Raw genomic sequence first — 22284 nt, forward strand, 5'->3', positions numbered from 1 at the left:
TCCCATATTGCATTATATGCATTTTTTTCAGTTGGTTAGGTAGAATACTTGAGATATGCTGAATGTATTAACTCGTGCTCGCTCGATACTAAAATGTTATATTTACTCTTAATTTAGCGTTATATTTGTTAAGGATATAGAAATGAAAGAAGAACCTATAATTTATGACAGATTGTCATGTGATAATTGTTCTGATAAAAGTAAACTTGACTTCGACTTCACAATGGCTTTTCAGCCAATTATCAACTGCAAAACGAATAAAATTTATGGGTATGAAGCTTTGGTTCGAGGTTTAAACAATGAATCAGCATTTTCAATAATATCTAAAGTAAATGATGATAATCGTTATTTGTTTGATCAACTATGTCGAGTTAAGGCGATAGCACTTGCATCCGAATTAAAAATGGATTCAATACTTAGTATTAACTTTCTACCAAATGCTATATACAAACCCGAACGTTGTATTCGAACAACATTAGATGCGGCCAATAAATATAACTTTCCAATTGATAAAATAATGTTTGAGTTTACAGAAGTTGAAAAAATTGAAGATGTTAATTTAATTGAAAGTATAGTTGAGTATTACAGTAAATTAGGATTTAAGACAGCAATTGATGATTTTGGCTCTGGTTACGCTGGCTTAGGATTGTTAGCTGAATTTCAGACCAGTATAGTAAAGTTTGATATGGAACTCATTCGCAATATTGATAAAGATCACGCTCGCCAATCAATAGTAAAAAACTGCTTAAATATATTTCGTGATTTAAAAACAACCCCTTTAGCTGAGGGTGTTGAAACTAAAGAAGAATTCACCTGCTTGCGAGATTTTGGCATTGAATTAATGCAAGGGTATTTATTTGCTAAACCAGGCTTTGAAAGTCTGCCAAATGTAGATTTCAGTAAATTTTAATTTAGTGTATATATTCGGTAAATATAACAAGTCATTCAAGTAAGAATGCTAAAAGTTTGCTCAGTTCCGCTCCGCGGTATGTAATATTAACCTACGGAATTTTATATTTAAAAATTTCCTAAACGAGTTCATAATAGTTAGCTCATCAAGATAAGTACTTCTATTGCCTTATGAACTCATCTCAATAAAATGTCCGTTTTTCAGTATACTGATTTATTTATGTAATAATCCGCAACTTTGATGATCGATTTTTTTACCTGAGCAATCTGTTTTGAATGTGGACACCAAAGGGATATGGGAATCATTATTTCTTGTTTGATCTCGTCACATTTTACCTCTACCAAGTTTTCAGTCTCATATTCAGACTCAATGATAGACTTAGGTAAAAGAGCCCAGCCAAAATTATCTTGGACAAGCTTAACAATGACAGCTAGTTGATCAACATATTCATGTTTCGAAGAAACAACAGCCTTCTCCGTCATGTTATCGTCGACCATAGATTTCAATACAAACTGGCGTAAAGATTTCATCGTTGAGAGTGTCTCGTTTGTTGGCTTAGCAGATAGTTCACTTTCTGCATGAGCAAACGGAACAAAAGGCATATTCCCCAAAAAAGTAAAATCAATACTATTAATCACTTTGCTTTCATATATGTTCACAATCCCAAAATGAATACTTCCGTCTTCAATTCCTGCTTTTATTTCTGGTTTCGTTCTGACCAAAAAATTAACGCTCATGGATGGGAAATCTTCATAAAGCTGTCGACGAATTTTAGAAACAACGTGATGAGGTAAAAAGCTCGCATAAGCAATCGTCACCGACTCTAACCCGCCAAATGAAAGACTCAATGCAAATCTATCAAGCGTTTTTGCCTGCTCTAGTATTTGCTTTGCGTAATGATAAAGGAGTACTGCATCTTCAGTGGGTTCGACACTGCGGCTCAACCTATCGAATAAGGTGATCGCTAACTGGTCTTCTAAACTCGTGATGACTTGTGCAACCGTTGTTCGATGCTTGTTTAATTTTATCGCCGCTTTACTAAAAGCTTGTTGTTCATATACCGCAACGAAAGTATTTAATTGTTCAAGACTAAAGTTCATGTTATGCCCTGCGAGCCCTCATATTCGATAATAAATCCTACCACCAGAATCTATATTAACCAATACAGCGTCTGTTTTTCTTATCAAACAACACACTTCTATCAACATGCTCTAACTTCAATTCTAGATATCTTCCAAAATACACTTTACTAATATATTTTTTACCACGAGAAACCGCTCTCCCCCCCCTTTCCCGACGCTGTTTGGATGACAATGATGGTTTAAGCCCATCGCTAGCGAGTTAATGAGTCTAAAAACCTTATGTAAAGTTGCGTCATTGCTTCAGCAACTTAACTTAAATAATTCAGGAACTCCCCATGACTACACTCAAAATGACCGCTTTGTCTACGGCTTTACTTGCTACCATTTCTATTTCAGCATTTGCTGATGACACTCAAAAAGTTGACCCGTCCGATATGACTCGCGCTAGTACTAATATGTATGTGGCAACCAACAACATAGGTGATCTAAAGCTATCGGGCGCTCTATCATATACTTATGACAATGGGCAGATGTCTATGGTCACATTGGAAGGCTCAATGGATAATGAAGGTAAATATAAAGACAGCCGAGCTCAATACTTCCATGTGTTCAATGTAAATAATGCCATGACACCTCGTGTAGCCGCATCATTAGATATCATTGATAATGCAAGCTTTACTACAGCTGCAGTCGGTGGTATTGCTATTTTTAGAACTCCAATAGACTCCCTGACCTTTTTTGGCCGCGCAGCAGTGATGGGCGGTGAATATTCAGACAGTACAACTAGTGCCTTCGGTGTGAAAGACAATAGCATCGTAGGTGGTATGGCTGCTGCTTATGCAGTTTGGAAGCCGGGCGCCGATGGTACTTACTTTGCAGCCTACCCAGAATTTACGTACATGGATGGTGATATTGAAACGAGTACTGTTAAAACCACCCTACTCGCAGCAACTCCTTTTTCGGCAGACAAAACACGTTGGGGACAAGTCAAGGTTGAGAATACTTATGGAAGCATGGAATCAACCAATCAAAAACTAGACATTGACGACACCGTGGTTTGGTTCCAATACAAAGTATTCTTCTAAAGCGACCAAAAACCATAATACGTTAAAAGGTGAATCGAGAGATTCGCCTTTTTTAGTTTTGTTTTCCTTACACCCTCTCACTCTTCTTTATTAAAATAGCCACGATTTACTACTCAGTTCGGCCTTACCACAAGCGATAATGGATCGCTCTGTAAATGTAAAGATATAGTGATACTTAATCACGCACTCACAGGGAATCAATAACCAAGCTCAGCAAACAAAAAAACGCCAGTCAGGCGACTGGCGTTACAAAAAAATAAAACTTATTCAATGTCCAAACCTATCAATGATTAACCACATTAGGTGGCAATCACCGTGCATAATTAGCGGCTAAAATATTTAGCAATCTCACGAGCATAAGTTTCTTCTTGGTTTTTACCGTCACTGGTTGAAAAGAAAGATATAACTAAATCTTTTTCTGGTGAAATATACATACCTTGACCGCCAACACCTGCCTTGAATAAATCGCCGTCCTCAAAGATTGCATCAAATTGATAACCATTCTTGATGTTTGTGTCGTTGTAGAAAGAGTTTTCCATCATCTTACCCACATAACCACCACCGTAAGCTTCTGGTTTACCAGAGTCTTGAATTAACGTAATGACTTCTTTGCTAACACCACCATTGCCCAACTTTGTGGCTGACGGAGTAAGTAACATACCGAATTTAGTCATATCTTCAATTGTGGTATTCATTGAGAAAAACATTAAAGGGTATCCCCCTTGTGGAGAAACAACAGTATAAGCGTCATTATTGGCCCCCATCTTCTGCCACATATCACGACTGACAATCTCATTCATGGGTAAGTTACGAACGTTCTCAATAAGTCGTGCTAGAACAAACGTATTAATTGAATTGTATTCGAATGTTTTTCCGCCCGGTGCTCTTCGCTTCATTTCAGCCAGCACTTCAAGTGGGCTTTGGTTGCCTTCACCTTCAAACACACCAATGGAAACCGCCCATTTAAACCAAGGTTGTTCTGGATTTATACGTGAGTCAGCCTCTGGCTCATCGTGCTCTGTTGCGTTCAAGCCTGTCGCCATATTTGCAGTATCAGAAACGGATACGGTATCCCAGTCAGATCCCTTTAATTCAGGAATGTATTTAGAAATAGGATCACTCGGGTTAACTTTACCCTCGTTGACCAATTTAGCCAGCTCGATACCTACTGTGATTTTTGAATTTGAAAACCAATTATGCTTGTCTGTTTTTCGCATCGTGTTGTAACGCTCAAAGACAACCTCTCCACTCTTAACAACAAGAAAAGCATCGACAGGGTAGGAATCTAGGTGTTCATTTAGAGTTTTACTCTCACCGTGTACAGCCGCTGATATTTCACCAATATTTTGATCAATTTGATATGGGAATTGATAAACAGGTCCATCACGTTCAATTTGAGCGGTAGGGTAGAAACGACTTAGGTTCTGCCAAGCAAACTTGGATTGCTCGATAGGAAACTGAAGTTTAACTCGATTGCCTTTTTTCAAGAAAAAGTCATGAGTGTTGTAAACATCTGTATTTGTAGATAATTCATTAACGCTCTCATTGGCAAACGCTGAGCTTGCAGATAGAGCCGTTACTATGGATATAGCGATTAGGTTTTTCATATTGGTTTTCCTATGGGTATATAAGTGCTGTAGGGCGAACTGAATGCAAAAGCTGCGAGCCAGTTGCCTGTATAAATACAGACACGGTATAAGGAAAACGGAATAACGCCTCATCGCCTCCGATGGATTGCTTCCATCAAAGATCAAAGTGGGGAGCATGAAAAGAAGTGAGTTAGACGGCACATAGTGAGTCGACTGAACCTTACTATTTCCCCGTTAGTCACCCTTTATATTCTAAATTAGTTGATCAGATTTAGTGATAAAGCTCAATATCCGACGCATCAATGACGTATCCAGTTTGAATATCTTGATTGCCATCAGAAAGTGCAACTGACGTATCAACCGCCCCTGTTTTAATGTTCCCTGTCACCCATACTGGTGTGTATAAACTTTGCAATTCATGGCCTTCGGGAAATTCGACCAAAATCGTTTGGTTTACAGGTGGGGGAGGTGTGTGAATGCAAGCCCCTGCAGTTGGCACTAAAATGAACTGCGTTCCTATTAAGCCTTCCATTTCGAGCGGGACTAAAAACCCGGCTAATTTCATATCGTTAATACTAAGGTCGGGAACAATATCGTTCGTTTGTTGTGTTCTTTGTACAAGCAGCTCACGTACGTTTAAGCCAAACTTTTCAGCCAATACCACGCGTTGATTGTATCCATCTTTTTCCATTGGACTTAACTGACGAGTTTTTTGAACAGCCTCGTAGGCGTAAATCTCAGAAAGTAGTGCCTTATTCCCAGGAGAAAGAACCTGATACTGATTCTGCACAGGTCTTAATGACTCCCAAGATATCGTTTCAGCCGCTTGTGTGAACAAACTAAAACAGCAAGCCATAACCATTAATAATGTATTTTTCATGTCAATATTTTCTAATAAGAATAAGAGCCAATAAACAAATGGCTAAGAAAATCTTAGCCATTGTCTCGTTTATATCATTCAATAATATTTGAATTACAGATTTTCGAGGTTATCCATTAGTTGGTAGAAGAACCCAATAGAGCGGCCGTATTCTTCAACTAAGATACGTTCGTTCACGCCGTGAAAGCCTTCGAATTCTTTTACGCTTTCTAATTGTATCGCCGTCATTGTATATACATCAGGGGCAAAATCTCGGGCTTGGAAGTGCTTAGAGTCTGAACCACCAATAACAAAGAACGGTGAGACAATCAGATCATTACCCCAAGTTTGACGAATGGTCTTCTCTAACATGGAGTAGCCTGGGCCACTTGGATCCGCAACATTCGTTGCAGGCGTTGATGCTGATATATCACGAATGGTCATTCTTTCATCGCCTATCGCTTTCTTCACATGTTCAATAATCACCTCAGGAGTGTCACCCGGCATTGGTCTAAAGTTAACAACAGCGGTGGCTGCTGGCGGTAACACGTTATCTTTAATGCCGGCATTAAACATAGTTACTGCCGTTGTAGTGTGAAGCATGGCGCGAGTAACCTGATTTTTAGACATGACGTCAATAAACTTTTCCTCTAAATCTGTCACTGTATCGTTTTCACCATAAGCTACGGCTTTGTACAGAGGTTGTTGCGCTTCTGGAAGCTCTGGACCCATGTAACGGTATTGATATCTCACCGCATCATGAATTTTGTAAGGGAATTGCGCTGCTTCAACTTTCTCAACTGCTTTTGCTAACGCGACAATATTCGATTCTTCGCCCGGTTGTGATGAGTGACCACCAACACCATTGATAGCAATCTCAAGACTAACGAAGCCTTTTTGGGCAATACCGATTAATGCTGTATTTTCACGAATGCCAGGGAATATTCCAGGGACCAATGGAGCAGATTCGTCCATAACAAACGCGATTTTTTCATAACGTTGTTCAATGATATCAGCAGCGTGCTTCGCGCCTTCAGGCCCACCTACTTCTTCATCGTGACCAAAAACAAACAAAATGGTACGTTCAGGTTGGAAGCCTTCTTTTAGCTTCATTTCAGTAGCTTCTAAAAGTGCCTGAAGTTGGTTTTTATCATCTAAAGAGCCGCGTCCCCAGATATAACCGTCTTTAATCACTCCTGAAAAGGGCTCTTCTTTCCACTCATCGCGAGACTCTTCCGCAATTGGTACAACATCTTGGTGCGCCATAAAGATAGCGGGAGCAAGTGATGGATCTTTACCTTCCCAAGTGTAAATTAAGCTGAAAGGACGCGGGTCACCGACTTCTTCTCGCTTAAGCGTTTTGTGCACTAATGGGTACGATTCTTCAAGAAACTGGTGGTAGTCACGAAAAGCCTGCTCATCAAAATCACTGCGGTCTTGGTTAGAGATAGTTTGAAACTGAACCGCTTGCGATAAACGTTGCGCAGCGCCTTCTATATCAACTTGAATGTCGACTTTTTCGACACCTTGCATTTGCATCGAACTAAAGTCTTGCTCATCAGCCCATACTGAAACACTAGCGGTCAATGCCAAAGCAGAAGCGATACTGGTAAAGAGTTTTGATGGTTTTGTCATGATTTGAAGCCTTAATTAGATGAAAAGTAAATCTGTGTTTTGGTTTATGCGGTAATTATTAACCAACAATACAGACCAAACCAATCTCTAGCGATGGACTACACCCATCAGAAGACGTCGGGAACAGTTTTTACAGTCTCGGAAATGATCCAAGCTCATCTTGTGATATGAGATTTGCAACAAGATTTTGTTCGACGGTGAGTTTCAGAACAAACGCTTCTTTGTATTTCTAAGTTATCTTAGGCAAAAAAATAGCCGCTAATCAGCGACTATTTTAGTTATCTAAGCGAAGCTTCTATTACTTCGACTTTCTACTTCTTCGTCTCTTCAACCACGGCTTTCATCAAAACTGAGGTATCCATACGGCCTTGTCCTTCAGCAGACAGTGCCTTGTATGCGTTGTTAGTCTTTTCCGTCAACGGCAGTTGGATACCTTGGCGATCTGCTTCATCTAAACAAAAACCTAAGTCTTTGATCATCCAATCAATGGCGAAGCCGAAATCGAATTTATCTTGCGTCATTGTGGTAGCGCGGTTTTCCATCTGCCATGAACCTGCTGCACCGTTTTTAAGGCAATCAACCAGAGTTGGGATATCCAAACCTGATTTTTCAGCAAGCACTAAACCTTCAGATAAGCCGTTCAATACACCCGCGATGCAGATCTGGTTAACCATTTTCGCGCGTTGGCCTTGGCCGACTTTACCCATCAGAACTGACGATTTACCGTAAGCTTCAAATACAGGTTGAAGGTCGTTGAATAGCGCTTGCTCACCACCACACATGATGGTTAACACGCCATTTTCTGCGCCCGCTTGGCCACCAGACACTGGTGCATCCATAAAGCGAACACCTGCTTTCTTCGCAGCTACTTCAAGCTCTTCAGACAGGACCGCTGACGTTGTGGTGTGGTCGACAAGAATCGCGTTTGGCTTCATTGCCGCCAGTGCGCCTGTTTCGCTGGTTGTCATGCTGCGCACGTCGTCATCGTTACCTACACAAACCAATACAACGTCAGCTTCTACGACACACTCAGCAACAGATTCTGCCGCTTTACCTTGGTGTTTATCAGCCCAGTCTAATGCTTTGCTATGAGTGCGGTTAAATACCGTCACCTCAAAACCGGCTTTGACTAGGTGGGCCGCCATTGGGAAACCCATGACACCTAGCCCGATAAAACTTACTTTCATTTCTTTCTCCTTTTCATTTGACTGAACTCATCACTATGAACTGATTGAAAACATTCAATCAAAGCGTCGATGAGCAAGGTCAATGCCTTCGGCTGATATTTTCTTTCTTTGTACACTAAATACGCTTGGCGATCACCCCGATGATACTCGGGGAGCACTTGAATCAGGTTCATTTCCGGGGAAACATGACGAAAAGGTAATGAGGCGACACCCAATCCCTTTTGCGCTGCAGCTGCCACTGCATGAATGTCATTAACAATAAACTTAGGTTTAATCGTCACCATTTGCTCTAAGCGGTCGGATTTGTACAGCGGCATGTCAAAAACTTCATCCACACTAATCCACGATTGTTGTTCTAGATCACCCGGCTTTTTAATAGCCTCGTGGGAATCCAAATATTCTGGACTCGCAAAAAAACCGTGCTTGGCCTTAAACAATTGTCGCGCAATCATTCCGTCCATGTCAGATATTTGAAATGTGATCAACAGATCGCGATCAGTTTCAGGGACCACTTGCTGCTGACTCAGAATAAGATTGAGCTGCACGTTCGGATACTGAGTGAGGTATTGCTCGACAGTCGGACGAAGAAATCCACTATAAAAGGCATGAGGCACCGCGAGCTTTATCTTACCTTGGATTGCATCACGCTCTTCAAGCAAGCAGCTAAAGCCTTGATGCAGAGATTCCATGCCACTGCTCAGCGCTGAGAAGGCCACCTCTCCATCTTTAGTGGCCACCAGCTCCCGTCCTTTCTTTTCCAAAAGACGGATGCTCAGGCGCTCTTCCAAGGCGGTTAACCGGCGCGACATGGTCGACACAGGCAACTGAAGTCGCTTAGATGCCGATAACAACGACCCCTCTTCTACCACAGTACAAAACAGGAATAGATCATCAATATTTCCAAATATGGAACTCATACTTCTATATGTGCCTATTTTTCTCATTTATGGATAGGAGTAACCTTAATACATTCCAATAATAAAATCACTAAGGAGAGCGAATGAACAACAAGCTTCACTGGGTCACCGCGATACTGTCTTCACTGGTCATGGCTGTCATGATGTCGGGGATCATATCGGGTTATAAGATGGGCTTCAGCCAAGCATGGCCACCAATTTGGTTAGACAGCTTTTTGGTTGCTTGGCCGTGTGCACTCACACTGAGCCTAACCTTGTTACCACAAGTCAGAAAGCTCGCCGAGTGGCTATGTCGCCCGAGATCAAAAACGATAGCCAAAGTAAGTTTATGCGATGAATAACGCCATGAACTACAAAGTTATTTATAGAACCACCGGAACAATGATCAAGGTAATTAATCATTGTTACCGACATAAAAAAACCGAGCACTAGGCTCGGTTTTTTAATAACTGTTCTTACTGTAAAGATTACAGCTCAGCGTTGTGGTAAACCTGCTGAACATCATCACAGTCGTCAAGCATGTCTAAGAACTTCTGGAACTTCTCAGAATCTTCTTCAGCTACTGGCGTAGTCGTTTGAGGAACGAAAGTGATTTCTTCAACGTCTAGCGTTAGCTCTGGGAACGCAGTGTTTAGTGCCGTCTTCGTTTTGAAGAACTCAGTCGTTGGAGCAAATACAGTGATAACACCGTCTTCTAGCTCAACATCAGTCACGTCTACGTCTTCCATCATTAGCGTTTCTAGGATGATCTCGTCATCTTCGCCTTTGAACTGGAATACAGCTTGGTGAGCGAACATGTGAGAAACAGTACCTTCAACACCGATTTTCGCGCCAGTCTTAACGAAACATTGGCGAACGTCTTGGAACGTACGGTTGCCGTTGTCAGTTAGACAGTCAACGATTACGCTTGTGCCACCAGGGCCAAAGCCTTCGTAACGAGCAGGTTGGAAGTCTTCACCGCCGCCGCCGTTTGCTTTATCGATCGCTTTGTCGATAACGTGAGCGGGTACTTGGTCTTTCTTCGCTTTAGCAATCAGGTGCTTAAGAGGTAGGTTCATGTCTGGGTCAGAGCTACCGTTCTTAGCCAGTACGTAAATCTCTTTACCGTATTTAGAATAAACTTTAATTTTTGCGCCTGCAGTTTTCGCCATTGAGGCCTTGCGCACTTCAAAACTTCTTCCCATCGGGATCTTCTCTCTGATTCAATTAACGGTGAAAATTCTAGCAAATTACTGTGTCATTTCAATTCTACAGCATTGCTGGGCAAGGTTTATCTGCGTTTATGCGACACCCATTACCCGTTTGTATTTTTCTACAGACTGCTCAAACCACACCTTTTCATCAGGGTCACTTAGCTTCATTGCTTCTTCAACAATGGCTTCAGGGCCACATTTCGCTTGCTTCAGTTTCCATACAAGAAACGATGCTTGCTTATCCAGTTCGATTTTATTTTTCTCACTGGGTGGAAGGAGTGAAAGGTTGATAGACATTATTAGCCTTCGTCTGTAATACACTTGGCCGAGAAATATATCATAGAGCAGGCTCATAAAACCAATACTATGAGCAATAGTGGGGGGTGTAGGGCGAGAAAGCAGCAAGTCGCTGATGCACATCAAGCTACTTTGAGAGAAGTAGCTTGATGAGAAAGTAGTGAGTATTTGGCTCACCTAATGAGCCGAATCATGAGGTAATCACATCACAAAGGCTGCAAGAGAGTAACCCCAAATCTACAAAACTAATCACTCACCGCGAACACATCGCAGCGTGAGGCGCAGATGAAATCATTCTTATGTAGTCCTTTGATTGAGTGGCTCCACCAAGTTACGGTGACTTTGCCCCACTCCAATAAAATCGAAGGATGATGGAATTCTTCTTCTGCCAACTCTGACACTTTGTTGCTGAATGCCCAGGCTTGTTTGTAGTTCTTAAACTTAAACACCTTCTCAAGCTGCGGGATGCCGTCTCTTTCCATGATCTGCCAATCAGACAACTCAAACAGTAAAGATTGTTGCTCATCTTTACTTAGGGCAATCGCGTCGATACTGCAGGCTTCGCATTTTTGTTCATTCAACATGTGTTGGTTCCTTGGGTTCAAAAAGTGGTGGTAGTAACCCCGCATCAATCGCGAGATCTGCTTGCTGTAATAGGTTTTTCTGACTGATTTCGAATAACTCAGATAGCTCTTCGATCACATAATATTTCGGCTGCATAATGTCGATGCGATAAGGGGTTCTTAAAACGGTTTGTAGATCGAACCGCTCACGAACGGCCAAGTCCCCTTCCAACGCGTAAATGGTTTCTGCCGGAGAGGAAAGAATGCCACCGCCATAGATTTTCAGCTTGTGCCCTTCTTTGACTAAACCAAACTCGACCGTAAACCAATACAAGCGGGCAAGATAGGCGCGCTGCTTGGATGTCGCCGCTTGGCCTAGTTTTCCATAATGTTCAGTGAAAGCCGCGAAATCAGTATTAGTCAACATTGCACAATGGCCAAAAATTTCATGGAAGAAATCAGGTTCTTGTAAATAATCAAACTCGTCTCGCGTTCTCAGAAATGTCGCAACGGGGAACTTCTTATTCGCGAGTAAATCAAAGAAACGGTCGAAATCGATCAATGCAGGAACAGGCTGAACCTGCCAACCTGTTGTTTCTTTTAGCACTTTATTTATCTCTGGGAGTTGAGGGACCCTATCTAACGGTAGATCAAGCAAGGTCAAACCGTGCAAATAAGCATCGCAAGCGCGGTCACTAATTACGTCCAGTTGCCTTTTCACCAAGTCGTGCCAAATGGCGTCTTCTTCGAGGCTCCACTCAACCCATCCCTCTTGGCTCACGGGCTTAGAATGATATTGAGTCATTACACACCTCCTAACGAATGTCTCCCTTTAAGCCTATCTCCACTCTTTGTAAGCGCCAATCTTCACTATTTTTCTAAACAGGTAGATGTGTAACATTTTGTTTACACAACTCTATCAAACGCTTATTTTTCTGATCTTTTGACTTTATAAAACCTAAATACCAGACTGAAATCGTTAACTTTTTGTTAAAGGTAAAGGAATGCACGAAAGCAATAAGTCCATTTGGCAACCAAGCGAGCAACGTATCGCCGATGCCAACGTAACCCGATTTATCGACAGTCTCGACCTGTCTGAATTAAAACCGCAAGGCTTGAAGTTAGAGAGGGAGCTAAGAAGCTATGCCGAACTCCATCAATGGTCTGTGGATCAGCCGGAATCGTTTTGGCAGAACGTATGGCAGTTTTGTGGGGTGGTCGGCTCGCAAGGTGATGACATCAAAGCGCAAGGTGAGAGCCGCTGGCAGCAAACTAAATCGAATCGCGATGCAGTTTGGTTTCCGAATGCGCAGGTAAACTACGCCGAGAACTTGCTGCGTTTGGCCAAGTCGATGCCTGATGAGCCTGCAATTTGGTTTGAGAATGAGCGTGGCGAACAGCAGAGTTATACATGGAAAAGCCTGTGTGAAGCTGTCTCTAGTATTCAGCAATGGCTTATCGATAACGGTGTGGAGCAAGGTGATGTGGTTGCTGCGTATACGCCCTACCTGCCACAAACCGTGATAGCGATGCTAGCCACCACCAGCTTAGGGGCGATTTGGACATCAACCTCGCCTGATTTTGGTGTAGAAAGTGTGATTGAGCGCTTTGGCCAAGTGAAACCTAAGGTGCTGTTCACCTGTGATGGCTACACCTTCAATGGCAAGACGTTCGATATGGTGAATAAGAACCGTGAAATCATCGAGCACTTAACCGAATTAAAACAGGTGTGTGAAATCGGTTATTTGAAACCGAGTAATGATTTAGAGAAGAGCGATGTTGAACCAGATGTGCCGACCCAAAGCTGGCAAAACATCATTAGTCACTATCAACCAAAACCTCTTCGATTTACTCGTGTCGGCTTCAATGAACCACTGTTTGTACTCTACTCTTCCGGCACCACAGGCAAGCCAAAGTGCATTGTTCATGCTGTTGGTGGCACCACCATCAACCACCTAAAAGAGCATCAGCTTCACTGTGATATCAAACTGAAAGATCGCGTGTTCTACTACACCACTTGTGGTTGGATGATGTGGAACTGGCACGTATCTGCACTCGCCAGTGGCGCTTGTTTAGTGATCTTTGATGGTAGCCCAGTTTACCCGCAACCCAATGTACTGTGGGGCTTAGCGCAGCGTGCGGATGTATCGCTGTTTGGCACTTCAGCTAAGTATTTAGAAGCGATTGAGAAAGCGGAGCTCTCGCCTATCGACAGTCACTATCTTCCTCACTTAAGAACACTGTGCTCGACCGGTTCAGTGCTCTACCCAGAGCAGTTTGATTACGTTTACAAACACATCAAACAAGACCTGCATTTAGCGTCCATTTCTGGTGGTACGGATATTTGTGGCTGCTTTGTGCTGGGTAACCCTATCTCGCCAGTGTATCGCGGTGAGTGCCAACAGGCAGGGCTCGGAGTCGACATCAAGGTGTTCAATTCGTTTGGTCACAAGGTCAACCAAGAGCGCGGCGAGTTGGTGTGTACCAATTCCTTACCCAACTTCCCTGTTGGCTTCTGGAATGACACCGGAGAGCGCTATCACAGCACTTATTGGGATAGGTTCGATAATGTGTGGCACCACGGTGACGAGGTCGCGCAGAGCGCGCATGGCGGTTATCTGTTCTACGGGCGAGGCGATACCACACTCAACCCCGGTGGCGTGCGAATTGGTACTGCCGAGATCTACCAGCAAGTGAACACCATTGATGGCATTGTTGATTCGATAGCAGTCGGCAAAGACATCGACCGCAATGAGCAGATATGGCTGTTCGTTCAGCTGCAGCAAGGTGTGGTTCTAAATGAAACACTATTGGCTGCCATCAAGAGCAAGCTCAAATCATCGTGCTCACCAAGGCATGTGCCGAGCCAGATCTTTGCGCTCAGCGATGTACCGAAAACACGCTCAGGAAAACTGGTGGAATTGGCGGTGAAACAGGTCGTGAATGGTAAACCCGTCAAGAACATCGGCGCGATAGCCAATGCCGATGTGTTAAATGAAATAAAGCATGTGATTTCGCTTTAAACTTGAAACAAAAAAGCCCTCCACGAATAAACCTCGTGGAGGGCTTTCTACCCTTAATATAACTTTAGCTAGTAACATAAAGGTTCTTAATAGTCTCCCTCAACCATAATACCTTGGGGTTATTGTTGTTGCGCTTGTGCCAAATCATGGTAAATGGTATCAGTAGTTTATGCTGACAGCCCTCAGAAATAGGTATAGGTAGAGCAATTAAATTTGGGTGGAGCTGCTTGCAATATTGCTGACAATACTTTGGTGCTGTAGTTAACATTTGGTGTCCAGGCTTCTCTGCAACAAACAAAGCTTGCTCAAAACTTGCCATCGTTAGACTAACATTCCGAACATACCCTCGTTCAGTCAAAATATCATCTAATGCCCAACTATCATTTTTCTCCCATGCCACATTAATGTGGGCATAGCTCAAAAAGGTATCTAGATTCCACTTTTGCTTGAGCGCAGGATGATCTTTTCGGACATACACCATAGGTAAATCCGAGAACAAGACTTCAAAGTTAATAAAATACGGAAGAAGCTCTAACGACTCTTTAGAGCGCGGATGACTTTCACGTCCAGTAAAACCAATGTCTATTTCACCGCTGGTAATAGCACTCAATGAGTCATAGTCCCAATTATGGAACTTAATTGTTGATTCTGGATAGGAATCATGAATACGTTTAGTTAGCTCATCAACCATGATTAGTGATAATGGCGACTCTACCCCAAGATTAAATTTCACTCCACTAGGAGCATCTTCACCTCTGCATGAAACAATCTGGTTACCAATATGCATCCATTCTGACAAAGGCTCTTGTACACTGGTTGCGAGGTTGGTTGGCTTTAACCCGTGAGGCGTATTAACAAAAAGGGGATCATCAAACCAATCGCGCAATTTGCCTAATGATTTACTCACACTTGACGGAGTAACATTAAGCTTTTTCGCCGCTTTAGTAACACTTTGCTCTTGTAACAACAATTGCAAAGTGAGCAATAAATTAAAATCAATTCGGGCAAGAGGTTTCTTCATGATACTCACTAACATACTGATGTGGGTGGAATAATATTATAGCCAGCCCAATTACACCACTAGCAACTAAGGCTATAACTAACATCATTAATGCTGATACACCTAATGTTGCCATCAACCAAATGTAAAATGCAGATAAAGAGATCTGCCCGATACCAAGCATAGAGCTTGCCTGACCTGCTTTTCGAGAGAACTGGCTTAAACCCTGGCTCATGGCAACACCAAAACCCATAGGGAAACTCATGCTAATGAGAATGAACCCTAGCATATAAAGTGTCGAACTATCGCTATTCAAGTGAGCCGCGAGAATAACGATAGCCGACAGCAAACTTGTCAATTGTGCAGCTAACATCAAAAAATTTTGTTTGACATAAGATAAAACAAATGGGACTGAAAACGATGTTGCCATTCCCACCATTGCCAACAGCGCCATAGCTGTTGAATATTCGCCTCGAGTGAAACCAATTAAATTCATGACAATCATTGGCGAAGTGTTGACATAAGAAAGAATCGCAGTGACGCCTAAAGATGTATAAATAACTCGCGATATAAAAAAGCCATTATATAGGGACTCATTAAACTCTTTACTTGGATCTAGGGAGGTATGCTTTGTTTTGGGCAAGGTTTCTTTCAACACAAAACAAGCAATTAAACCTATCGCACCGCCCATCATCGCCATTGCTGTGAATAAGGCCGGCCAAGGAAATTTCATCATAATTAGGTTACCTATCACAGGAGCAAGGACTGGGATAGAACATATAATCCCATTGAGCATAGACAGGACCTTAGTTCGCTTTTTTTCGTCCAATACATCCCGCAAAACAGCAAAGGCTACTATATAGCAACAAGCAGCCCCCACACCTTGGAAGAATCGCATCATTAGAAAGCTATTACTGTTCTCAGCAGAGCCAGCAAGCATTGATGAAAAGGTAAAAATCAATGCTCCACATATTGCAACAGGCTTACGCCCCAAACTATCAGCAGCTCGTCCAACAAAAACCATTGTTGATGCAAAACCCGCTAGGTAAATAGAAAAGGCGATATGAAGTTCTGATTCGTTTGCAGATAGGTCGCTAGCAATTTCTGGTAAAGCAACTAAGTAGAGATCTATCGCTGTTGGATATAGTAAAACAAAGGCAAAGCTGCACATTAGATATCTGGATATATTGAATTTTTCCATTTCTACCTCAGGAACATATTATTTGTATAAGCATCATATGCAACAAAGATATTTTTGGCTTGTTACATTTATGACAACAGGTATTTCCATATACGACATCAGCAGTAACTATGGTTACAGATTAACCCCGAAAAATATGTGTTCTCTTTTTACTTACGTAATTCATAGGACAATAACTATTAATATCTCTTAACTAGCCAATATTCAATAATGATGTTTAAAAATAAAAACTCGTATTTCCACAACTTCTAATTTTGAGAAGTTTAATGTAGTGAACGCTAATGTTACTATCTAATTTAACTACAAGAAAAATTAACATCTAAAATTCATTGAAGTGCGTTTGGTATATTGCCAGCATCAATATAAAACAAATTGTAATTAATATGTTAGTTACATCTAGCCTAGAAATACCCCCTATAATTTAAAAATATAATAAAAGGAACTAATTATGAGTAAGATAGTGATAATAGGTTATGGTTATATGGGAAACCTATATAGAGAAACTTTTTCGAGTCTTGGATATAGTGACATATCGATAATTGACCCCAAAAAAAATATTAGAGATGGATTCTACAATGACCTTTATGAATTTGGGGAGGCTTTGTTGCGTAATTCAATGGAACTAAAGCAAGAACCTACGATCTGATCAGCTACGTCCACTCTCTCTCGTAGCCCTATGCCTAAATCTCTCTACAAAACAACCAGCTGGAAGCAATACAACCAATCACTCATTAACCGTGGCTCTCTGACTTTTTGGATTGATGAAGAGGCAATAAGCGGGTGGGCGCAAAACAAACAGAATAAGCGCGGGAGGCCACGTCGGTTCAGTGATTTAGCTATCACGACAGCACTCATGGTGAAACGGATTTTTTCTATGCCACTGAGAGCGCTGCAAGGGTTTATCGACTCAATCTTTAGACTTGCCCATATTCCATTAAGCTGTCCACATTACACCTGCATCAGTCGTAGAGCCAAGCAAGTTGAGGTCTCATTTAAGACTAAAACGAGAGGAGCGATACAGCACCTAGCCATTGATTCTACAGCCCTTAAGGTTTATGGCGAAGGTGAATGGAAAGTCAAAAAGCACGGGACAGATGGCAAGCGTAGAGTCTGGCAAAAGCTGCATATTGCCGTCGATACAAGCACTCATGAGATCATTGCCGCCGAGCTAAGTTTATCAACGGTTACAGATGGAGAAGTCCTCCCGAACTTACTGAAACAAACACGCCGAAGTATCTTTGAGGTGTCTGGTGATGGCGCTTACGACACGAGAGTGTGTCACGCTGCTATTAAGACTAAGGGAGCCATTGCGCTTGTTCCCCCAAGAGAAGGGGCAGCCTTCTGAGAGCGTGGTCACCCTCGAAATCTCGCCGTGGGTTGCCAGAAATTATATGGCTCAAATAAGTATTGGAAAGAGCGGTATGGTTACCACAAACGCTCCCTCTCAGAAACAGCGATGTATCGAGTTAAACAGTTACTTGGTGGTCGTTTAAGCTTAAGAAATTACAATGCACAAGTGGGAGAAGCTTACGCGATGACAAAAGCGTTGAACAAGCTTACTGGGTTAGGTATGCCTGAAACTTGTCGTATTGACTAAGAAATACCCGAAACGGGGTGGCTCTATCTCTAAATTTAATTACGCAACAAAGCCGATATAAAACACTCAGTTTAATTAAGGTTCAACTTGTTGTTTTTGTTTACAAAGATAAAGTAGCGTCCGCTTGACTCTCTGGCATCGCATCGATAAACGCGGGCAACTGGTTACACGCTTCGACAATCGAATTAATGAGCGGATAAGGCGTCATATCAACATCAAAGCGCAGCGCGTTATAGACTTGCGGCACTAAGCAGATATCGACGATACAAGGCGAATCTGTGAGGCTATACACCGAGTCGCCGTGTGTTTTTCGGTGTTTGGCCAACTTCTCTTCTAGAGCACGGAAACCTTGGCTCATCCAATAGTGAAGCCAATCCATTTTTGCCTCTTGCTCGCACGATAATTCTCTCTCCAAATACTGCAACACGCGCAGATTATTAAGAGGATGAATTTCCATCGCAATATCCTGAGCCATCGCCAACGCTTGATACCGCAGTGGTGTTTGCTCAGGAATCAATAAGGTGTCTGGGCTGCTCTCACACAAATAGTTTTCGTCCAAGTATTGCAAAATCGTCAGCGACTGATTGAGTTGAACATCACCATCCACCAGCACTGGCACTAATTCACTGGCATTGAGCTCACGATACTGTGGATCATGCTGCTCGCCGCCATTGCGCACCAAATGTACCGATTTCGACTCATAGCTAAGTTGCTTTAGGTTCAACCCAATACGCACTCGATAGGCTGCAGACGAGCGCCAGTAACCATAGAGTGTGACCTTCTTGTTCATAAAAAGCCCTCGTTCATAACGTGCCTTTCTGTCGCTTGACTCTTATCGTTATCGCTAGCGTGATCGATATTGACTGACTTTTTGGTCAATCGCGCCAAAGATCGAGTCACCAGCCGCATCGAACATCTCAAGCTTAATCGAGTCACCAAACGACATGAATTGAGTCGACGGTTTGCCATCTCGAATCGTCTCTATCATGCGCACTTCCGCAATGCATGAATAGCCTACGCCGCCTTCCGCAATTGAGGTGCCGTGGTCTGTGCCTTGCTTATTCGACACAGTGCCTGAGCCTATGATTGCGCCTGCTGACAAAGGGCGAGTTTTCGCAGCATGGACAATCAGCTCAGCGAAGTTGAAGGTCATGTCCACACCGGCATTCGGGCAACCAAAAGGCTGGTCCTTGTAGGTCGATATTAGTGGTAAATGTACCTTACTACCCTTCCACTGTTCGCTAAGTTCATCGGGTGTGACCGCAACCGGAGAGAACGCCGAAGAAGGTTTAGATTGGAAGAAGCCAAAGCCCTTCGCAAGCTCTGCCGGAATCAACCCGCGCAAAGACACATCATTCACCAACATCAGCAAACGAATCGAATCATGCGCTTGCTTGGCACTGGCGCCCATCGGCACATCTCCGGTGACAACCGCGACTTCTCCCTCGAAATCGATACCCCAATCATCATTAGCAAATTCGATATTGTCGCGAGGGCCGATAAAGGCATCTGAGCCGCCTTGATACATTAATGGATCAACCCAGAAGCTTTCTGGCATTTCAGCACCACGCGCTTTACGCACCAGTTCAACGTGGTTTACATACGCGCTGCCATCCGCCCATTGATATGCGCGTGGCAGAGGTGATTCACAATACTGAGGTGCAAAGACTTCACTGCCAGTCACATGCCCGTTGTTTAACGAGGTGTATAACTCTTCTAACTGAGGTACAACTCTATCCCAGTTATCCAAAGCCACCTGCATGGTTGGCGCCAGATGCATCGCATAGAAGATTTCGGTGGCAGCCACACACTGTTTGAGATCTCTACTCACGACCATCAATAGACCGTCGCGAGTGCCATTTTTCTTGGTTGCTAATTTCATCCTTGTTGCCCCTTACTTCTCTTGCCAACTGTAGACATATTCTTTGTTCTCAACACTGTCGAGTTCGTCAGAGAACTGCAGCGCGTGGCGAGTATCGATCATCACCGCGACTTCATCGGTAAACTTCTTCTTGTGTGCCTGACCCGCCTTGAAAGCCTTTGGATGAGGCCCATGCGTAAACCCAGCAGGATGGAAAGTCACCATGCCCGCTTCAATATTATCGCGACTGAAGAAGTCACCAGCGTGATAGAAAAGCACTTCATCATAATCATCATTGTTGTGGTAGAACGGCACTTTCAGCGCACCAGGGTCGCTCTCAATCGGGCGTGGTACAAATGTGCATACCACAAAGCCTGTGCCAACAAAGGTGGTGTGTGCAGACGGTGGCAAGTGGTAGCGATGTGACATCAGCGGTCTGATATCGCGCCAATTCACTTTCACCACCGCTAAATCGCCATGCCAGCCAATCGCATCCAATGGATTGAACGGATAAGTGATCACGCTAACTTTGTTGTGACGTTTCACCTGAACTTGGGTTTGATTTTCTGAATACTGAGCGCGGAATTGCTCGTTGATCGACGGGATATCGAGTACCGCAGGATCAAACACCGCATGATTGCCAACCATGCCTTTCTCTGGCAAGGAGTAAGCCGCGTCGGTGTTCTCAACCATCAAGATGAACATCGGCTCGCTTGGCTCCAAGCGCCAGTTGGTCGAGCGTGGGATCATCACGTAATCCCCTTCGCTCACTTCTAAGTGGCCATAGTCACAATAGAGATCAGCACTGCCTTGATGAATGAACAGCAGCTCATCGCCATCGGAGTTACGTACCAAGAAATCCATCTTCTCATCCATACGCCAAACACGGATTTTACAGTCCGCGTTGTGCAAAAGATGAGGCACAGCCCAAGGGGTTATCTGACTGGCTTTATCCACCAGCGTAAAATCAAAAGCGCGAGGGCGCAGATCGCCCTCCCACTCCGACCAACCTGTTGGGGCATGTTGATGATGAAAGTGAGCCGCAGGGCCGAAAAAACCACTTCGGCCCGCCTCTCGCTCATAGATTGCCTCTTCGGGAAAATCGGCATGCGCTTGTTTAGAACACACCCCCTCCCGATGAGGGAACGAGATCCATTTATGCATCGTCTAATACTCCTCGACGAACCTGGTCCTCTTCAATCGATTCAAACAGCGCTTTAAAGTTACCTTCGCCAAAGCCTTCGTTACCTTTACGCTGGATGATTTCAAAGAACACAGGGCCGATGACCGTCTGCGTGAAAATTTGCAGCAAGATGCCGTCTTTGGTCGGTGCGCCATCAATCAGAACGCGTAGGTCGCGCAGTAGATCGGTATCTTCACCGTGGCCTTTCACACGATCGTCAACTTTCTCATAATAAGTATCTGGGGTTGGCATAAAGTCCATGCCACGATCACGCAAGGTTTTCACCGTTTTGTAGATGTCATTCGTAGCGAGCGCGATGTGCTGGATGCCTTCGCCGTTGTATTCGCGAATGAACTCTTCGATCTGTGATTTGTCGTCTGAAGACTCATTGATAGGGATGCGTATTTTTCCACATGGTGAGGTCATCGCACGGCTCACAAGACCTGTCAGCTTGCCTTCAATGTCGAAGTAACGAATTTCACGGAAGTTACCTATACGCTCATAAAACCCAGACCACACGTCCATGTTGCCTTGCTTCACGTTGTGCGTGAGGTGATCGATCTCATAAAGGCCTACGTCGGCTTTCGCCATGCGTTCTTCGGCATCGTCATAGAATCGGAAGTCAACGTCGTAGATGCTCTGCTTGCCATAGCGATCCACAAAATAAAGCAAACTTTCACCAATGCCATAAATGGCAGGAATGCTCAGCTCCATTGGCCCAATTTCTGTCTTGTACTCTTCACCACCGCCCTTAAACGCTTGTTCCATTGCAGCCGTTGCTTCGTTGACACGAAACGCCATGCCGCACACTGATGGGCCATGCACTTTAGCAAACGCTTCAGCTTGGCTGTGTGGTTGTTCATTAACGATAAAGTTGATGTCACCTTGTCGATACAGCCAAGCCTCTTTTGAACGGTGCTTGGCGATTTCAGCAAAACCAAGCGACACAAACAGCGCTTTAAGTTGCTCAATTCCCTTGTGGTCAACGGCCGTGTATTCAACAAACTCGAATCCATCCGTGCCAAGCGGGTTGTATGTATCCACCATGAACTTTCTCCTTGTACCTATTGGTTTTGTATTACGTGTTTTTTATTAAGTGACT

Annotated in this window: 20 protein-coding genes and 1 pseudogene; 5 read left to right on the plus strand and 16 right to left on the minus strand. The window is 43.4% G+C overall.

Annotation, left to right across the window (positions count from 1 at the left end; all coding sequences use genetic code 11):
- The first annotated feature begins 142 nt into the window (after positions 1–142).
- Entirely contained in the window at positions 143–910 is a 768-nt protein-coding gene (locus OCU50_RS18180) for an EAL domain-containing protein (RefSeq protein WP_060469109.1), read from the plus strand.
- Between the two features lie 200 nt (positions 911–1110).
- Here the strand turns inward: OCU50_RS18180 and OCU50_RS18185 are convergent, their stop codons facing one another.
- Positions 1111–2010, minus strand: a complete 900-nt coding sequence (locus OCU50_RS18185; RefSeq protein ID WP_060469110.1) for a LysR family transcriptional regulator — start codon at positions 2008–2010, stop codon at positions 1111–1113.
- A 317-nt stretch (positions 2011–2327) separates the two neighbouring features.
- On the opposite strand from OCU50_RS18185, the gene OCU50_RS18190 reads away from it, so the two are divergent.
- Positions 2328–3077 carry a hypothetical protein gene (locus OCU50_RS18190; RefSeq protein WP_060469111.1) on the plus strand — a complete coding sequence of 250 codons (750 nt, stop codon included), beginning with the start codon at positions 2328–2330 and terminating at the stop codon, positions 3075–3077.
- Between the two features lie 323 nt (positions 3078–3400).
- Here OCU50_RS18190 and OCU50_RS18195 read toward each other — a convergent pair whose 3' ends face one another.
- The 5 genes from OCU50_RS18195 to OCU50_RS18215 all read right to left on the minus strand — a co-directional run bounded on the left by OCU50_RS18195 (position 3401) and on the right by OCU50_RS18215 (position 9264).
- Entirely contained in the window at positions 3401–4684 is a 1284-nt protein-coding gene (locus tag OCU50_RS18195; protein WP_060469112.1) for a serine hydrolase domain-containing protein, read from the minus strand.
- A 253-nt stretch (positions 4685–4937) separates the two neighbouring features.
- Entirely contained in the window at positions 4938–5546 is a 609-nt protein-coding gene (locus OCU50_RS18200) for a DUF3299 domain-containing protein (RefSeq protein WP_060469113.1), read from the minus strand.
- A 93-nt stretch (positions 5547–5639) separates the two neighbouring features.
- The gene (locus tag OCU50_RS18205; RefSeq protein ID WP_060469114.1) at positions 5640–7160 is read right to left on the minus strand and encodes a M20 family peptidase; all 1521 of its coding nucleotides are present in this window, start codon (positions 7158–7160) and stop codon (positions 5640–5642) included.
- 311 nt (positions 7161–7471) lie between these two features.
- Entirely contained in the window at positions 7472–8347 is an 876-nt protein-coding gene (locus tag OCU50_RS18210) for an NAD(P)-dependent oxidoreductase (RefSeq protein ID WP_060469115.1), read from the minus strand.
- Entirely contained in the window at positions 8344–9264 is a 921-nt protein-coding gene (locus tag OCU50_RS18215) for a LysR family transcriptional regulator (protein WP_060469409.1), read from the minus strand. The genes OCU50_RS18210 and OCU50_RS18215 overlap by 4 nt, the downstream gene beginning before the upstream one ends.
- Positions 9265–9347: 83 nt before the next feature.
- Between OCU50_RS18215 and OCU50_RS18220 the strand changes: the two genes are divergently transcribed.
- Positions 9348–9605 carry a DUF2798 domain-containing protein gene (locus tag OCU50_RS18220; protein WP_060469116.1) on the plus strand — a complete coding sequence of 86 codons (258 nt, stop codon included), beginning with the start codon at positions 9348–9350 and terminating at the stop codon, positions 9603–9605.
- A 126-nt stretch (positions 9606–9731) separates the two neighbouring features.
- Here OCU50_RS18220 and OCU50_RS18225 read toward each other — a convergent pair whose 3' ends face one another.
- The 4 genes from OCU50_RS18225 to phhA all read right to left on the minus strand — a co-directional run bounded on the left by OCU50_RS18225 (position 9732) and on the right by phhA (position 12122).
- Entirely contained in the window at positions 9732–10448 is a 717-nt protein-coding gene (locus tag OCU50_RS18225; RefSeq protein ID WP_017057670.1) for a YebC/PmpR family DNA-binding transcriptional regulator, read from the minus strand.
- A gap of 96 nt (positions 10449–10544) precedes the next feature.
- Positions 10545–10754 (minus strand): DUF3283 family protein, encoded by a 210-nt coding sequence (locus OCU50_RS18230; RefSeq protein WP_046222971.1) that lies wholly within the window; start codon positions 10752–10754, stop codon positions 10545–10547.
- A gap of 245 nt (positions 10755–10999) precedes the next feature.
- Entirely contained in the window at positions 11000–11338 is a 339-nt protein-coding gene (locus OCU50_RS18235; protein WP_060469117.1) for a 4a-hydroxytetrahydrobiopterin dehydratase, read from the minus strand.
- A complete protein-coding gene (gene phhA, locus OCU50_RS18240) occupies positions 11328–12122 on the minus strand; it encodes a phenylalanine 4-monooxygenase (RefSeq protein WP_060469118.1) in 795 nt (264 codons plus the stop codon). The genes OCU50_RS18235 and phhA overlap by 11 nt, the downstream gene beginning before the upstream one ends.
- Before the next feature lie 199 nt (positions 12123–12321).
- Between phhA and OCU50_RS18245 the strand changes: the two genes are divergently transcribed.
- Complete coding sequence (locus OCU50_RS18245) at positions 12322–14340, plus strand: acetoacetate--CoA ligase (RefSeq protein ID WP_060469119.1); 2019 nt, start codon at positions 12322–12324, stop codon at positions 14338–14340.
- A 64-nt stretch (positions 14341–14404) separates the two neighbouring features.
- Here OCU50_RS18245 and yidZ read toward each other — a convergent pair whose 3' ends face one another.
- A complete protein-coding gene (yidZ, locus tag OCU50_RS18250) occupies positions 14405–15361 on the minus strand; it encodes an HTH-type transcriptional regulator YidZ (RefSeq protein WP_060469120.1) in 957 nt (318 codons plus the stop codon).
- Positions 15336–16541: an MFS transporter gene (locus tag OCU50_RS18255; RefSeq protein ID WP_060469121.1), complete on the minus strand. Its 1206-nt coding sequence runs from the start codon at positions 16539–16541 to the stop codon at positions 15336–15338. The genes yidZ and OCU50_RS18255 overlap by 26 nt, the downstream gene beginning before the upstream one ends.
- A 676-nt stretch (positions 16542–17217) precedes the next feature.
- On the opposite strand from OCU50_RS18255, the pseudogene OCU50_RS18260 reads away from it, so the two are divergent.
- A pseudogene (locus OCU50_RS18260) lies at positions 17218–18138 on the plus strand (IS5 family transposase).
- Positions 18139–18238: 100 nt separating this feature from the next.
- Here the strand turns inward: OCU50_RS18260 and maiA are convergent.
- From maiA to hppD, 4 genes are read right to left on the minus strand one after another with little or no spacing between them, the layout of a single operon-like run.
- A complete protein-coding gene (gene maiA, locus OCU50_RS18265; protein WP_060469123.1) occupies positions 18239–18928 on the minus strand; it encodes a maleylacetoacetate isomerase in 690 nt (229 codons plus the stop codon).
- A gap of 54 nt (positions 18929–18982) precedes the next feature.
- Positions 18983–20020: a fumarylacetoacetate hydrolase family protein gene (locus OCU50_RS18270; protein ID WP_060469124.1), complete on the minus strand. Its 1038-nt coding sequence runs from the start codon at positions 20018–20020 to the stop codon at positions 18983–18985.
- 12 nt (positions 20021–20032) lie between these two features.
- Positions 20033–21163 carry a homogentisate 1,2-dioxygenase gene (locus OCU50_RS18275; protein WP_060469125.1) on the minus strand — a complete coding sequence of 377 codons (1131 nt, stop codon included), beginning with the start codon at positions 21161–21163 and terminating at the stop codon, positions 20033–20035.
- Positions 21156–22229 (minus strand): 4-hydroxyphenylpyruvate dioxygenase, encoded by a 1074-nt coding sequence (hppD, locus tag OCU50_RS18280; RefSeq protein ID WP_060469126.1) that lies wholly within the window; start codon positions 22227–22229, stop codon positions 21156–21158. Before hppD ends, OCU50_RS18275 begins: the two co-directional genes overlap by 8 nt.
- Positions 22230–22284: the final 55 nt, after the last annotated feature.

This window comes from Vibrio toranzoniae (assembly GCF_024347655.1).
GTDB lineage: Bacteria > Pseudomonadota > Gammaproteobacteria > Enterobacterales > Vibrionaceae > Vibrio > Vibrio toranzoniae.